The sequence below is a fragment of the Microcella alkalica genome (assembly GCF_014137945.1).
GTDB lineage: Bacteria > Actinomycetota > Actinomycetes > Actinomycetales > Microbacteriaceae > Microcella > Microcella alkalica.
In genome coordinates this window covers 185,813-199,061 of the sequence record NZ_JACGWX010000004.1, presented here as the reverse complement: position 1 = coordinate 199,061, position 13,249 = coordinate 185,813, and the positions used below count along the sequence as shown (strand labels likewise).

General features: G+C 68.8%; 12 protein-coding genes. 1 reads left to right on the top strand and 11 read right to left on the bottom strand.

The window, feature by feature from the left end; all coding sequences use genetic code 11:
• Nucleotides 1–2: 2 nt before the first annotated feature.
• From FHX53_RS09260 to FHX53_RS09220, 9 genes are all read right to left on the bottom strand, one after another.
• Nucleotides 3–1,304: a M24 family metallopeptidase gene (locus FHX53_RS09260; protein ID WP_182491062.1), complete on the bottom strand. Its 1,302-nt coding sequence runs from the start codon at nt 1,302–1,304 to the stop codon at nt 3–5.
• A complete protein-coding gene (locus tag FHX53_RS09255; protein WP_182491061.1) occupies nt 1,304–2,239 on the bottom strand; it encodes an NAD(P)-dependent oxidoreductase in 936 nt (311 codons plus the stop codon). Before FHX53_RS09255 ends, FHX53_RS09260 begins: the two co-directional genes overlap by 1 nt.
• A gap of 99 nt (nt 2,240–2,338) precedes the next feature.
• Nucleotides 2,339–2,800 (bottom strand): RidA family protein, encoded by a 462-nt coding sequence (locus tag FHX53_RS09250; protein WP_182491060.1) that lies wholly within the window; start codon nt 2,798–2,800, stop codon nt 2,339–2,341.
• A 13-nt stretch (nt 2,801–2,813) separates the two neighbouring features.
• On the bottom strand, nt 2,814–4,472 hold the full coding sequence (locus tag FHX53_RS09245) for an amidohydrolase family protein (RefSeq protein WP_182491059.1): 1,659 nt from the start codon (nt 4,470–4,472) through the stop codon (nt 2,814–2,816).
• A 12-nt stretch (nt 4,473–4,484) separates the two neighbouring features.
• Nucleotides 4,485–5,198: an ATP-binding cassette domain-containing protein gene (locus FHX53_RS09240; RefSeq protein WP_182491058.1), complete on the bottom strand. Its 714-nt coding sequence runs from the start codon at nt 5,196–5,198 to the stop codon at nt 4,485–4,487.
• Nucleotides 5,195–5,938: an ATP-binding cassette domain-containing protein gene (locus FHX53_RS09235; protein WP_182491057.1), complete on the bottom strand. Its 744-nt coding sequence runs from the start codon at nt 5,936–5,938 to the stop codon at nt 5,195–5,197. The genes FHX53_RS09240 and FHX53_RS09235 overlap by 4 nt, the downstream gene beginning before the upstream one ends.
• 62 nt (nt 5,939–6,000) lie before the next feature.
• Nucleotides 6,001–7,302, bottom strand: a complete 1,302-nt coding sequence (locus tag FHX53_RS09230) for an ABC transporter substrate-binding protein (protein ID WP_182491056.1) — start codon at nt 7,300–7,302, stop codon at nt 6,001–6,003.
• A 15-nt stretch (nt 7,303–7,317) separates the two neighbouring features.
• Nucleotides 7,318–8,328 (bottom strand): branched-chain amino acid ABC transporter permease, encoded by a 1,011-nt coding sequence (locus FHX53_RS09225; protein WP_182491055.1) that lies wholly within the window; start codon nt 8,326–8,328, stop codon nt 7,318–7,320.
• Nucleotides 8,325–9,191, bottom strand: a complete 867-nt coding sequence (locus FHX53_RS09220; RefSeq protein WP_182491054.1) for an ABC transporter permease subunit — start codon at nt 9,189–9,191, stop codon at nt 8,325–8,327. Before FHX53_RS09220 ends, FHX53_RS09225 begins: the two co-directional genes overlap by 4 nt.
• A gap of 300 nt (nt 9,192–9,491) precedes the next feature.
• On the opposite strand from FHX53_RS09220, the gene FHX53_RS09215 reads away from it, so the two are divergent.
• Nucleotides 9,492–10,361 carry an NAD(P)-dependent oxidoreductase gene (locus FHX53_RS09215; protein ID WP_220476339.1) on the top strand — a complete coding sequence of 290 codons (870 nt, stop codon included), beginning with the start codon at nt 9,492–9,494 and terminating at the stop codon, nt 10,359–10,361.
• Here FHX53_RS09215 and FHX53_RS09210 read toward each other — a convergent pair whose 3' ends face one another.
• Together FHX53_RS09210 and FHX53_RS09205 are read right to left on the bottom strand one after the other, a co-directional pair.
• Nucleotides 10,362–11,423, bottom strand: a complete 1,062-nt coding sequence (locus FHX53_RS09210; RefSeq protein WP_182491053.1) for a substrate-binding domain-containing protein — start codon at nt 11,421–11,423, stop codon at nt 10,362–10,364.
• Nucleotides 11,424–11,538: 115 nt separating this feature from the next.
• Entirely contained in the window at nt 11,539–13,248 is a 1,710-nt protein-coding gene (locus tag FHX53_RS09205) for an ABC transporter substrate-binding protein (protein ID WP_182491052.1), read from the bottom strand.
• Nucleotide 13,249 lies beyond the last annotated feature (1 nt).

Genomic DNA, 13,249 nt, shown 5'->3' with positions numbered 1-13,249 from the left:
GCTCAGTACTGGTTCGCGACGAAGAGATCCTGCGCGGGGAACTTGGTGAGCACTTCGATCCCGTAGTCGGTCACGACGACCTCCTCCTCGATGCGCGCGGCGGAGGTGCCGTCGGAGGCGGGGCAGTAGGTCTCCATCGCGAAGACCATCCCCGGCTTGAGCTCGACCGGATCCTTCATCGAGTTGAGCCGCGAGATGATCGGCCGCTCGTGCAGGCCGAGGCCGAGCCCGTGGGCGAACTGCAGGCCGAAGGCCGACAGCTCGTTCTCGAACCCGAAGTCCTCCGCCTTCGGGAGGACCGCCGCCACCTGATCGGTGCCGACGCCCGGCCGGAGCGCATCCAGCGCAGAATCCATCCACTCGCGGGCCTGCTTGTACGCGTCGCGCTGGCTCTCGGTCGCCCAGCCGACCCCGAAGGTGCGGTAGTAGCACGTCCGGTAGCCGTTGAACGAGTGGATGATGTCGAAGAACGCCTGATCGCCCGGGCGGATGATGCGATCGGTGAAGTTGTGCGGATGCGGATTGCACCGCTCGCCGGAGATCGCGTTGATCGCCTCCACCTGATCGCTTCCGTACTCGTAGAGGCGCTTGTTCGCGAGGGCGACGATCTCGTTCTCGCGCACGCCCGGCTTGAGCGCCTCGGCGATGTCCTGGTACACGCCGTCGACCATCGCCGCAGCCTGGTTGAGGAGCATGATCTCGTCCTGGCTCTTGATCACCCGGGCGTCGAGCATGTGCTGCTGCGCGTCGGCGACCCGCAGCCCCTGCCGCTCGAGCTCGAAGAGGAAGGGCGGCTCGACGATGTCGAGGCCGATGGGAGCGTCGGCGAGCCCCTCGGCCATGAGCAGCGACTTGATCTCCGCGACCGCGTCGCGCATGAGCCCCGCGCCCTCGGGCGCGACGGCGCCGCGGAAGCCGAGGAAGCCGGCGCGGTAGTTCTCCTCGGGCACCCAGTCGGAGTAGAGCTTGTGGTGCCGCACGGCGGAGCCGAAGTCCCAGAGGATCGGATCCTTCCCGCGCATCAGGAGCGCGTAGCGGATCATCTTGTCGCCGAGAGCGCCTCCGATCCACGTCTGCGTCGTGTAGCGGATGTTGTAGAAGTCGAAGAGCAGGAAGGCCCCGCACTCGCTCGCCTCGAGCGCCGCCTTGGCCCGCTCGAGGCGGTAGCTCCTCAACCGGTCGAAGTCGACGCGGTGCTCGTAGTCAACACCGTTCTGCCCGGGAGCGCCGAGGGGGCGGACCCCCGGCGGTCGGGCCGACGGACGCTCGAAGCGGCGCCCGCCGTGGTCGTGACCATGGGCCATCAGTCCACCTCGAGACCGTCGCTGACCGGCGCGTTCTCCGACGCTAGCTCGAGGCCCGATCCGTTCGCGACGGTCACGATGAGCGACGCGAAGTCCTGCTCGACGTTGCCGTTGCCGACCTCCTGCGCGACGAGGTTGCGCGTCACGCTCGCAACGGGCATGACGACGCCCATCTTCGCGGCGGCGGCGAGGCCGAGGTCGAAGTCCTTCTGCAGCAGCACGTTCGTGAAGGTGGGCGTGAAGTCGAGGTTCACGAGCGCCGGCGTCTTGTACTGCGTGAACACGGAGCCCATGACCGAGTCGTTGAGGAAGGTCAGGAACGCTTCGCGCGTGACGCCGGCCTTCTCGGCGAGCACCGTGATCTCGGCCATCGACTGGATGACGACGCCGAGGAAGACGTTGTGAGCGATCTTGACGATGCGAGCGACCTCGCCCTCGCCGACGTAGGTGACGCCGCGGCCCCACGTGGCGAGCAGCGGCGCGGCCTCGTCGTAGACCTCGCGCGGGCCCGAGGCCGCGACCGTGAGCTTGCCCACGGCGATGACCTTGGGGTTGCCCGAGACCGGGGTGGCGAGGAAGCCCACGCCGCGCGCCTCGGCGGCGGCGCGCACGGTCTCGCTGGCCTCGACCGACACGGTGGACGCGTCGCCGATGATGCGGGGGGCGCGCTCGGGGTCGGAGAGCAGGCCGCCGTCGCCGAGCATGACGTTCTCGAGGTCCTTGGACGCGGAGACCATGCTGAAGACGATGTCGCGGTCGGCGAGCTCGACCGGGCGGTCGACGACGGTGGCGCCGAACTCCGTGAGCGGCTCGGCCTTGGCGCGGGTGCGGTTGTAGACGGCGACGTCGTAGCCGGCGTCCAGGAGCCGCTTGGCCAGCTGGAAACCCATCCGGCCCGTTCCGATCCACCCGACGGTGGGCTTGGTGTCAGTCATCTGCTTCTCTTTCTGTGAAGGGTGGCGCTCTGCGCGATACGGTAATGCAACCGATTGCAGAATGCAACGGGGGCGCGCTCGGTGTTCATTCCCTACGTGTCAGGCCGGCGCAGCCGCGACGACGTGGAACTCGAAGCGGAGACGAGGGTCCGTCGCGAGCCGCGAGATCTCGAGGGTGGTGCTCGTCGGGATGTGCCCGCCGAACCACTCCCCCTGGTGCTTGTTCACGATGTCCTGGTCCGCCTCGATGTCGGTGAAGAAGCGGATCATGTTGACGACGTCGTGCCGCTCGCACCCCGCGGCGGCCAGGGCGAGCTCGAGGTGGTCGAACGCGTTGCGCACCTGCCCGGCGGCATCGGTCGGCATCGAGTCGAACACCTCGGGCTGGTGCGGGTGGTCGTGGTAGACCGGCGCACCCGTCACCCCGCTGATGAACACCAGTCGCGCGTTGGAGACGACGCGGATGGCCGGGACGAACGGGCTGACGATGCTCTCGTCGTAGCCCTCGTGGTGGATGACCTCCGCGTTGCCCACGCGTCGTGGGCCGGGAATCGCGCTCATCGCGCCCTCGCCTTCATCGTTCGTCCGCACCGGCGCGAGAGAGCACGCCCGAGTCGTGGGTGATCCGACCCGCCATGACGGTCAGGTCGCTGAGGATGCTCCGCAGCTCGTCGTCGCCGCACTCCAGCGGATCCGCGCTCGGGACGCACAGGTCGGCGTCGTACCCGGGCAGCAGTCGCCCGCGATGCTCCTGCTCCCCTGTAAACCAGGCGGCGTCGCGCGTGTACGCGGCGAGGGCCTCGAGCCGCGACATCCGGTGCCGCTCGTCGCGGACGCCGCTGCCGTCGACGGTGCCGCCCGTGACGAGCCACCAGATGGCCGACCAGGGCGAGAACCAGTTCGCGCGCGTCGCATCCGTGCCCGCGCCGATGATGATCCCGAGGTCGCTCATGTCGCCGATGGGCGGCGCGGAGGCCGTCGCCTCGGGCCCCCACGCCTCGACGTAGTCGGCGCCCTTGAGCACGAGACGGCTCTGGACGAGGATGCCCGCCCCGAGTCGCGCGATCCGCTCGAGGTTCTCGCGGGTCGCCTCGTCGGCGTGCACGATCGAGAAGCCGCGCCCGGCGACGAGGCCGGTCTCGCGCTCCACCTCCTCCCACGCGTCGAGGATGCGGCCGAGCGTGTCATTGAGGACGGCGTGGATGCTCATCCGCCAGCCGCGCTCGGCGCACAGGCGCACGATCTCGACGAGCTCGCGGTGCGCGGCCTCGGTCATCTCGAACGGGTCGAGGCCCTCCATGTCGTGGCAGCCCAGGTGCGGGATCTCGCCGACACCGGCGATGCGCAGCATGCCGTCGCCACTGCCTGCCTGCACGAGCGCCGTGAGCCGGTCGATGTCATCGACCTCGCCCCCGCGGGTCCAGGCGGAGATGAACAGGCGCGTGCGCACGTCGAGCTCGCCGCGGCGCCAGACCGCGTACAGGGGGTCGTAGTCGCGCGGGGTGACGAGAAGGCCTCCCGCGTCGACGACGCCGGTCAGCCCGTGGCGGGCGAGAACGGCGTTCATGGCGAGGATGCCCTCCTCGCCCTGCCCGTCGGGGCCGGCGAGCGCAAGACCGAGCGGCACGGAGAAGGCGCCGACGCCGCGGAGTTCTCCCGTGAGTCGACCGTCCTCGTCGCGCAGGAGCGCACCGCGCGCCGGATCGGGGGAGTCGTCGGACCACCCGCAGGCGGCGAGACCGGCGGTGTTCACGATGCCGCGGTCGTAGAGCTCCTGGACGTACACGGGGTTGTCGGGGGCGGCCGCATCGAGCTCCGCGCGCGTGGGGGCGCGGCCCTCGGCGAGCTGCCGCGAGTGCCAGCCGCCGACGACGCTCACCCATTCCCCCGGACCCCGGCGACGGGCATCCTCTCGAATGAGCGCGAGGCCGTCGGCGAGCGAGCGCACGTCCTCCCAGTGCACGGTCCGCGTCCACGAGAGCCCGCCGCGTATCGCATGGATGTGCGCGTCGTTGAGGCCCGGTATGACGCGGCGACCCGCGAGATCGATGACTCGAGCCGCGAGCGGCGCGTAGTGGGCGAGCTCGGCGTCGCTCCCGACCGCCATGATCCGCCCTCCCGCGACCGCGATCGCCTGCGCCTCGGCGGGCCCCTGGTCGGGGTCGGCGAAGGTCGCGATGCGACCTCCCGTCAGCAGGAGGTCGACGAGTGGGATGGGGCTCACGGCGGTCACGGCAGACCGTCCCTAGATGCTGAGGTAGCGCTCGAGCAGCGCGGAGTCGTTGCGAAGCTCGTCGGCGCGGCCCGACCACGGGATCGACCCGCTGTCGTCGATGATGATCACGCGATCGGCCATGTCGAGGGCGAGATCCACGTTCTGCTCGGCGATGAGCGTCGACAGCCCCGTGCCGCGCAGCCCCTCGATGCGATCGTGGATCACGTCGAGCACGCTCGGAGCGAGTCCTTCGCTCGGCTCGTCCATGATCAGCAGGCTCGGGTTCGTCATGAGCGCCCGCCCGATGGCGAGCATCTGCTGCTCCCCGCCCGACAGCGAGCGGGCCATCGACGTCTGACGCTCGCCGAGGCGGGGGAAGAACTCGAAGACGCGCTCGACCGTCCAGCGCTCACCCAGGATGTCCTTGCGCTGCGGGATGACCGAGAGGTTCTCCAGGGTCGTGAGCGAGCCGAACACCCGGCGGCCCTGCGGCACGATCGAGATGCCGAGCCGCGAGATCTGGTGGCTCGACTTCTTCGTGATGTCGACGCCGTCGAAGGTCACGCTGCCGCTCGTGATGGTCGGCGGGCGCAGCCCGCAGATCGCCCGGACGAGCGTCGTCTTCCCCATGCCGTTGCGGCCGAGCAGGGCGACGGTCTCGTTCTCGCCGATCGTGAAATCGACTCCGTGGAGCACCTGCGCCGTAGCGTATCCGACGTGCAGTCCCGTGACGTTGAGGCTCACTTCTTATCGCGCCTTCCCAGGTAGATCTCCCTGACGGTCTCGTTGTCGCGCACCTCGGCGGGCGTGCCCGTGACGACGTGGCGCCCGTTCTCCATGCACATCACGCGATCGGTGAGGCCGAGGGCGAGCGTCATGTCGTGCTCGATGAGCAGGATCGGAAGCGTGCGCGGGAGGTTCTCGATGAGCGACTTGAGGGTGGCGCGCTCGACGGCGGACAGCCCGGCCGCCGGCTCGTCCAGGAGCAGGATGCTCGGCTCGCCGACGAGCGCCATTGCGATCTCGAGCTGCCTCTGCTCTCCGTGGGAGAGGTTCGCGACGGTGAGGTTCCTGCGGTCGGCGAGGCCGACCGACTCGAGCGCCTCGATCGAGCGCTCGGAGACGTCGTCCTTCGCGCGCTGCGGCATCCAGAAGACGCGCGCCTTCGAGGTCCCTCCTCGTGCGGCGACGCGGACGTTATCGAACACCGTCATGTCGCGGAAGAGGTTGGAGATCTGGAAGGTGCGGCCGACGCCCATCCGCGCGCGACGCGCGGTCGACATGGTGGTGACGTCCTTGCCGAAGAGGTGGACGGCCCCTGCGGTGGGCGGCACGTCCCCGGCGATCATCTTGAACAGCGTCGTCTTGCCCGCGCCGTTCGGTCCGATCACCCCGAAGCGCTCGCCCGGCTCGAGCACGAGAGAGATCCCGTCGACGGCCTGAACGCCGCCGTAGCGCTTTCCGAGATCATCGATGACGAGCACGGGGGCACCAGCCCCGGACCCCTGAGGGTCCGAGGCCGGCGCCATTTCCGTTGCGGTGTTCACTAGCCCTGGAAGTCCTGCGAGTAGGTCGGCTGCCCCAGCGCTTCCTCCGGGTCCTGACCGAACCACTGGTCGACGTCCTCGTAGGTCGCGATCGGCGTGTTGTACAGGTTTCCGTCCTCGCGGAGCACGACCTCGCGGATGTACACCGGCCCGACCGTGTTGTTGTACTCGTCGAACGAGACGCTGCCGAAGATGTTGTCCTCAAAGGTGGACTCGGTGATGGCGGCGACGAGCTCCTCCCCCGTGACGAAGCCCTGCTCCTCGAGCACCGAGGCGACGAGCGACGCGGTGATGTACCCGCCCGCGATGTACGCACCGGGAACGTTTCCGCCCGAGAATTCCTTGTACGCCTCGATGAGCTCGGCGACGGCGTCGGACTCCCTGCCCTCGGCCCAGTAGCTGACCGACTTCAGACCGACGATCTGCTCGCCCATCGCCCGCAGCGTGCCCTGGTCGGCCGAGCAGCAGTTGAGCAGCAGCCTGTCCATGTCGAGCCCGAGGCCGAGGTAGGAGGTGAGGAAGTTCGGTCCGGGTGCGCCGCCGGCGGTGGCGACGTAGACCATGTCGGCACCGGCGGCCTGGATCTGCGAGACGTACGTCGAGAAGTCGGTGGTCGAGTTCGGGAACCAGAGCTGCTCGACGACCTCGCCGCCGTTGTCCTGGAAGCCCTGTACGAAGCCGGCGCACGACTCCCAGCCGAACGCGTAGTCGGCGCACAGCGTGACGGCGGTGCCGAAGCCGCCGTCGGTGGCCGCCCACTCGCCGCCCGGGTAGTTGGCCTGCGAGCCGCCCATCGATCCGGTGCGGACGGTGAGGTCGTTCGCGTTGCGCTGCGTCAGGTCGTCGGACGCGGCGACGGGGTGCAGGTTCGGGATCCCGACGCTCGCGGCGTACTCGGCGACAGCCAGCGCGGTGTTCGCGAGGAGCGGTCCGACGAGGACGTCGACCTCATCCTGCTCGACGAGCTTGGCGGCCTTCGTGAGAGAGATCTCGGGGTTTCCCGCGTCGTCCTCGACGATGGTCTCGACGGTGACGCCGTTGACCTCGTTGCCGTTGAGCTCCCAGTAGAGGTTCCAGCCGTCCACCATCTCCTGACCGGCGACGGCGAAGTTGCCCGTCACGGGGGAGATGTAGCCGACCGTGAGCGTCTCGCTGACGCCCTCTTCCGCGCCGCCGCCCGCATCGGGCTCGGGCTCGGCCGCCTGGGGCGGCGCGCACGCGGTGAGCACCAGTGCGGCCGTGGCGACGAGACCGGCGAAGCCGACCCAGCGCCGCGGAGCCGTTGTCATCGTTGACGTCATGGCAGTTCCTTTCGATTACGGAGTGTGATTGCGTTCAGGCGCCGGGGCGCCCTTGGAGGAACTCCGGTCGCCTGGTGGCGCGGCGGAGGGCCCTCGCCCCCGGAGCTTCGCCAGCACCTTCGGCACGCTGCCGGCGACGCCGGCCCGAGCGAAGAGGATGACGAGGATGAAGATGAGCCCGAGAGCAGTCGGCCAGCGGTCGACGTAGCTCGACAGCACGTTCTCGACGAGCACGACGATCGAGGCTCCGATCAGCGGGCCGAGAAGCGTTCCGATGCCGCCGAGGATGACCATGACGACGAGCAGCACCGAGCGCTCGACGCCCGCGGAGGACGGGCTCACGAAGTTGATGTGCCAGACCGCGAGCAGTCCGGCGATGCCGGCGACCGTGCCCGAGATCATGAAGGCGCCGAGTTTGTACTGCGCCACGTTGTAGCCGAGGCTGCGCATCCGGCTCTCGCTGTCGCGGAGGCCCCGCAGGCTCGCGCCGAACGGAGAGTTGCTGACCACCCAGAGGGCGGCCGTCGTGAGCACGAAGATGCCGAGCACGAAGTAGTAGTAGATCCACTCCTCGTGGAGGTCGCCCGGGGCTGCGATGCCGGAGATCCCGTTCTCTCCCCCGGTCACCGACGAGAGCCGGAAGGCGAGTCCGTAGATGAGCATTCCGACCGCGAGGGTGACCATGAGGAAGTAGATGCCGCTCGTGCGCATCGACAGCAGGCCGTAGATGAACGACACGACGAGCGTCACGCCGAGGGCGAGCAGCACCTGCGTCGTCGAGTCGAGGCCCTGGCGGGATGCCCACCCCACCGCGTACGCGGAGGCGGCGGCGATCGCGCCGTGGCCGAGTGAGACCATCCCGCCGTCGCCGCCGAGGAAGTTGACGCTCGATGCGAGGACCGCGGCTATGAGGATCGTCGACGCGAGCCCGAGGACGAAGTTCGAGACGCCGAAGTAGGGCAGGGCCAGGAGCACGACCAGCAGGAGCCCCAGCAGGCCGATGTTGACGAGCATCCGACGGTTCATGCGGTCCTCCCGAAGAGACCGGTGGGCCGAAGCACCAGGACGAGGGCCATGGGCAGGAAGATCGTGAAGTAGGCGAGCTCCGGGATCCAGGCCTTCGCGAACGCGTCGATCAGACCGATGAGCACGCTACCGACCGCCGCGCCGGTGACGCTGCCGAGGCCGCCGATGATGATGACGACGAGGGCGTAGAGCAGCACCTCGTTCTGCACGCCGGGCAGGATGCTCTGCATCCCCGATCCGATCGTGCCTCCGAGAGCCGCGAGCCCGGCACCCACCACGAACATCCCAGTGAAGACCCAGGCGATGTTCACTCCCATGGCCGAGATGATCTCCCGGTCGTCAACGCCCGCCCGGACGATCGCGCCGATGCGCGTCTTGGTCTGGACGAAGGCCAGGCCGATCCCGATCGCGATGGCGACGCCGATGACGAAGATGCGGTACCACGGGTAGATCAGGTCGCCGATCATGAGGGCGCCCGGAATCGTGGCCGACGTCGGGAGATTCTGCGGGTCGCCGCCGAAGATCGCGAGGCAGAGGTCGGCGATGACGAACGAGACGCCGATCGTGAGCAGAACCTCCGGCAGCTCCTGGCCGCGCACGAAGCGGAGCAGCACGACCTCGACGAGGAACGCGGTCACGGCGACGACGATCACCGCGGTGATCACGGCGAGCAGGAGGTTGCCCGTCAGTCCCGCGATGACGACGCCGATGTACCCGCCGAGCAGGTAGAAGGCGCCGTGCGCCATGTTGACGATCTTCATCAATCCGAAGACCAGGGTGAGGCCGCTGGCCAGCAGGAACAGCAACGCGCCGAAACTCAGCCCGTTCAGCACTTGCTGCGCCAGGAACACGGGTTCAAACACTCGAAACCGGACCTTCCACGTCGTTGAGGATTGGGTAAACGTCAGTGCGGCAGCCAGTCAAGCAAGAGCGGTCGTCGCTGTCAAGGCCCACTGTACAGCTGTTAAGCGAGTGTATGTGCGCGCGTCCTCGGGGCACGATCGTGAAAGCGAATACTGGCACGCGCGCACAGTTTCAGCAGATTCCACCGCGCACGTTGTTCAGCAAGGTTTAATTGGTACGGGTCAGAGACGCGGAGCACGCCCGCTCCCGCGGATTCTTCGCACCCCACGAAAGCGCGACGATGGCGCAGAGGGAGAGACATGAGCATCACAGTGGGGTTTCTGGGTCTCGGCAGCATGGGATCGGCGATCGCGACGAGACTCATGGCGTCCGGTCATCCCGTGACCGTCTGGAATCGCTCGAGCGCCGCGGCCGAGCAGCTCGTCGCTGCTGGCGCGATTCTCGCCGCGACACCCGCGGAGGCGCTCTCCGCGGACATCTCGTTCTCGATGCTGGCGGACGATGCCGCGGCTGAGACCGTGCTCAGCGCGGACAACCTCGGCGCGGGCGGCGCAGGGCGCATCCACGTCAATATGGCCTCGATCAGCACGAGCGCCGCCGAGCGCCTGGAGGGAGTCGCCAGGGCGGCGGGCGTCGAGTACGTCGCCTCGCCCGTGCTCGGCAGACCCGCCGTCGCCGCGGAGGGGAAGCTCAACATCCTCGTCGCCGGGCCGGACTCGGCCGTCGAGCTGGTCGAGCCGCTCCTCGCCTTGTGCAGCGTGCGGCGCTGGAGGTTCGGCGACGAGCCGCGCCAGGCGAACGCGGTCAAGATCGCGATGAACTTCACCATCCTCCACGCACTGCAGGCGATGGCCGAGTCGATCACGCTCGTGGAGGCGCACGGCGTCGACGCGGCCGACCTGATCGAGCTCATGACGAGCACGCTCTTCCCTGGCGCGATCTACTCCGGGTACGGCGGAATGATCGCCGAGCGCCGTTACAGCCCGCCCGGATTCGGGATGCCCCTCGGGCTCAAAGACCTCGGGCTCGCCGAGGCACTCGCGGCCGAGTTCGGCATCGAGCTCCCGAGCGCGCCCGTGCTGCGCGAGCGCTTCACGACTGCGCTCGCGGACCCCTCGCTCGCCGAGCTCGATTGGTCGGCTGTCGCCGAAGTCACCCGCCGGCGCTGATCATTCCGCGGCGCCCTGCTCGAGGCTGCCGACGTGCGACCGTGGGGCGGGGCCGGTGGACTTCCGGACGACCAGCGAGACGGGGAGCTCGACCGTCGAGCGTCGGGGCTCGCCATCCTCGATGCCGGCGAGCAGGATCCTCGCGGCTTCGGCACCGATGTCCACGAGCGGGAGGTGCACGGTCGTGAGCGGGGGGCAGAAGTCCTCGGCGAAGGTCATGTCGTTGAAGCCCACGACCGAGATGTCCTCCGGGCAGCGCAGGCCGTGCCGCCGGACCGAGCGGAGCACGCCGAGTGCGACGAGGTCGTTGCCCGCCAGGACGGCGGTGGGGAGGGGCCCGGGCGAGGACAGCACGCGATCCATCGCCGCACTGCCTGCCTCCGCCGTCAGCTCGCCGACCTCGACCACGGAGGTGGTCAGACCGTTGCGACCGCGCACGAGCGACTGGAAGGCGATCGCCCGGCTCCGCGTCGTCGAGTAGTTCTGAGGCCCCGCAAGGTACAGCAGGCGCGTGTGACCGAGCTCGAGCAGGTGGTCGAGCGACAGCGCCACACCCGCTGTGTTGTCGCCGCTGACGGACGGGTACGGCGCACCCGCGGCCGCCTCCCGGTTCACCATGACGACGTGGATCCCGTCGGCGTGCGCGGCCGCGAGGCTCTGCTCGTCGTCGAGCCGCCCCGTCGCGAGGATGAATCCGTCGACCCGGCGCCGCGTGAGGGACTCGATCGCGGCCGCCTCGACATCGGCATGCCCGTCGGTGTTGGCGACGAGAACGGTGTACCCGCGCGGCTGCAGCACTCTCTCGATGCCCCGGACGATGGGCGGGAAGATCGGGTTCATGAGGTCGGGGACCACGATCCCGATCGTCATGGAGACGTTCACCCGCAGCGCGCGGGCCATGGCGTTCGGCACGTAGCCCAGCTCGCGGGCGGCCTGCCTCACCCGTTCGGCCGTCGCGCCGTGCACCATATCCGCGGTCTGCTCGTTGAGCGCCCGGGAGACCGTGGCCTTGTGCACCTTGGCGAGCCTGGCCACATCGTCGATCGTCACTCGCTTGGACACATCACACCCGCTTTCCCCCGCTACCGTAGCGTCGGCGTCGTGGTTCGCGGCGGCGCGGCCACGCCGTGAGGATCTCTCCCCGCGTGGCCGCGCCCCTGCTGCGTGCCAGACCGGGTCAGCCGGTCGGCTTCGAGTAGTACTCATAGTGCGGTCCGCGCCAGAGCGGGTTCACGGTGAACCCGTCAAGCCACGACCGGTAGGGGTACGCGAGGCCCTCCTGAGCGGCGTAGACCCACATCGGGTCATCGTGCAGGATCCGCTGCAGCTCGGCGTAGATCTCCGCGCGCTCGTCCGGGTCGACCGTCGACTTCCCCGCGTCGATGAGCTCGGCGATGAGGTCCGGATCCTCGTATGCGTCGCGCATCCCGTGCTTGGCTCCCCAATCCCCGTCTGGGTGCTGGTAGGGGTCGAAGAACTGATGAGGGTCGGCGCCGGGATCGGCGTTCTTCACCCAGAGCGCGTAGGGAACGGGGTCCTCGCCGAGGTTGTCGTCGAACTGCGTCTCTGCCTGGTTGACGACGTTGACCCGAAAGTTGGGGTTTACCTTCTCGATGCCGTCCTTCATGAGGAGCGCGACGCCCTCGAACTCCGGCTCGCCGGCCTGCACAAGCACGGAGACTGTGAATCCCTCATCCCAATACGTGGTCTCCTCCATGAGCTCCGCCGCGCGCTCGAGGTCGTACTCGTACACCGGGGCGGTCTCGTCGTAGCCGAACACACCCTGCGGGATGTAGGCGCTGTAGCGGGCTCCGTAGCCGTCGAGGAAAGAGGCGATGTACGTCTCGTAGTCGAAGGCGTGGCTGAAGGCCTGTCGGATGCGCTTGTCGGCGAAGAAGTCCGATGGGATGGTGTCTCCCGATGGGAGCTCGTCAGCGCGCATGTTGAACCCGAGGTGGATGGGCTCGAGAAGTAGCCCCTCCGCCGAGATCGAGACTCCGTCGACGCCGTCCAGGTCGTCGACGTTGGAGGGCGAGATGTCGATGATGTCCGCGTCGCCCGCCTGGAGAGCGATGACGCGCGAGCTCTCCTCCGGCGTGATGTCCCACCGCACCTCGGCCTTGGCCGGCTCGCCCCAGTAGTCCTCGTTGATGACCATCGTGAGCGACTGGCCCCGGTTCCACTCGCCGAAGCGGTAGGGGCCCGTCCCGACCATGTTGGCGTCCATCCACTCGTTCGGAGCGTCGGCCTCGACGCCGCCGTTGGACTCCACGGCGTCGGGGCTGACGACCGAAGCGACCGTGTTGAGCACGACCGAGTAGAGGAAGGAGGCGTCCGGCTCCTGGATCGTCACCTCGAACGTGAATTCGTCGACCGCCCGCAGGGACTCCACCGAGTCGACCAGCACGGACGCCTGCCCCTCGGGCAGGTTCATCGTCATGACGCGCTCCCACGAGTAGACGACGTCGTCGGCGGTGAACTCGGTGCCGTCATGGAAGACGACCCCCTCGCGGAGGGGGAACGTGTAGGTGAGTCGGTCCTCGGTGACGAGCCCGTTCTCCACCGTGGGGACCTCGGTCGCGAGCGACGGGATCAGATCGGGGCCGTCCGGGCCGACGTCGACGAGTCGCTCGTAGACGTTGTCGATGAAGGCCTCGCCTTTCTCGCCCTGCTCGGTGCGCGCGGGGTCGAGGCTTCGCGGCTCGCCGTTCTGGTGGTGGACGATGACGCCGGCGTTCCGCAGCTCGTCGCCGGAGTTCGTGCCGGTCTGAGTCGCTCCGCCGCAGGCGGAGACGAGCAGGGTCAGTGCGGCCGCCCCCGCGACCGCGGGGATGATGCGGCGCCGGGCGCGAGGAGCGCTCGGCGTGCCGCTGGGAGTCGTGATCATG

Excerpts from the sequence above, each read along its gene's own strand:
- FHX53_RS09260 (WP_182491062.1), bottom strand. The coding sequence starts at position 1,304 with ATGGCCCATGGTCACGACCACGGCGGGCGCCGCTTCGAGCGTCCGTCG.
- FHX53_RS09205 (WP_182491052.1), bottom strand. The coding sequence starts at position 13,248 with ATGATCACGACTCCCAGCGGCACGCCGAGCGCTCCTCGCGCCCGGCGC.
- FHX53_RS09225 (WP_182491055.1), bottom strand. The coding sequence starts at position 8,328 with ATGAACCGTCGGATGCTCGTCAACATCGGCCTGCTGGGGCTCCTGCTG.
- FHX53_RS09255 (WP_182491061.1), bottom strand. The coding sequence starts at position 2,239 with ATGACTGACACCAAGCCCACCGTCGGGTGGATCGGAACGGGCCGGATG.
- FHX53_RS09230 (WP_182491056.1), bottom strand. The coding sequence starts at position 7,302 with ATGACGTCAACGATGACAACGGCTCCGCGGCGCTGGGTCGGCTTCGCC.
- FHX53_RS09250 (WP_182491060.1), bottom strand. The coding sequence starts at position 2,800 with ATGAGCGCGATTCCCGGCCCACGACGCGTGGGCAACGCGGAGGTCATC.
- FHX53_RS09215 (WP_220476339.1), top strand. The coding sequence starts at position 9,492 with ATGAGCATCACAGTGGGGTTTCTGGGTCTCGGCAGCATGGGATCGGCG.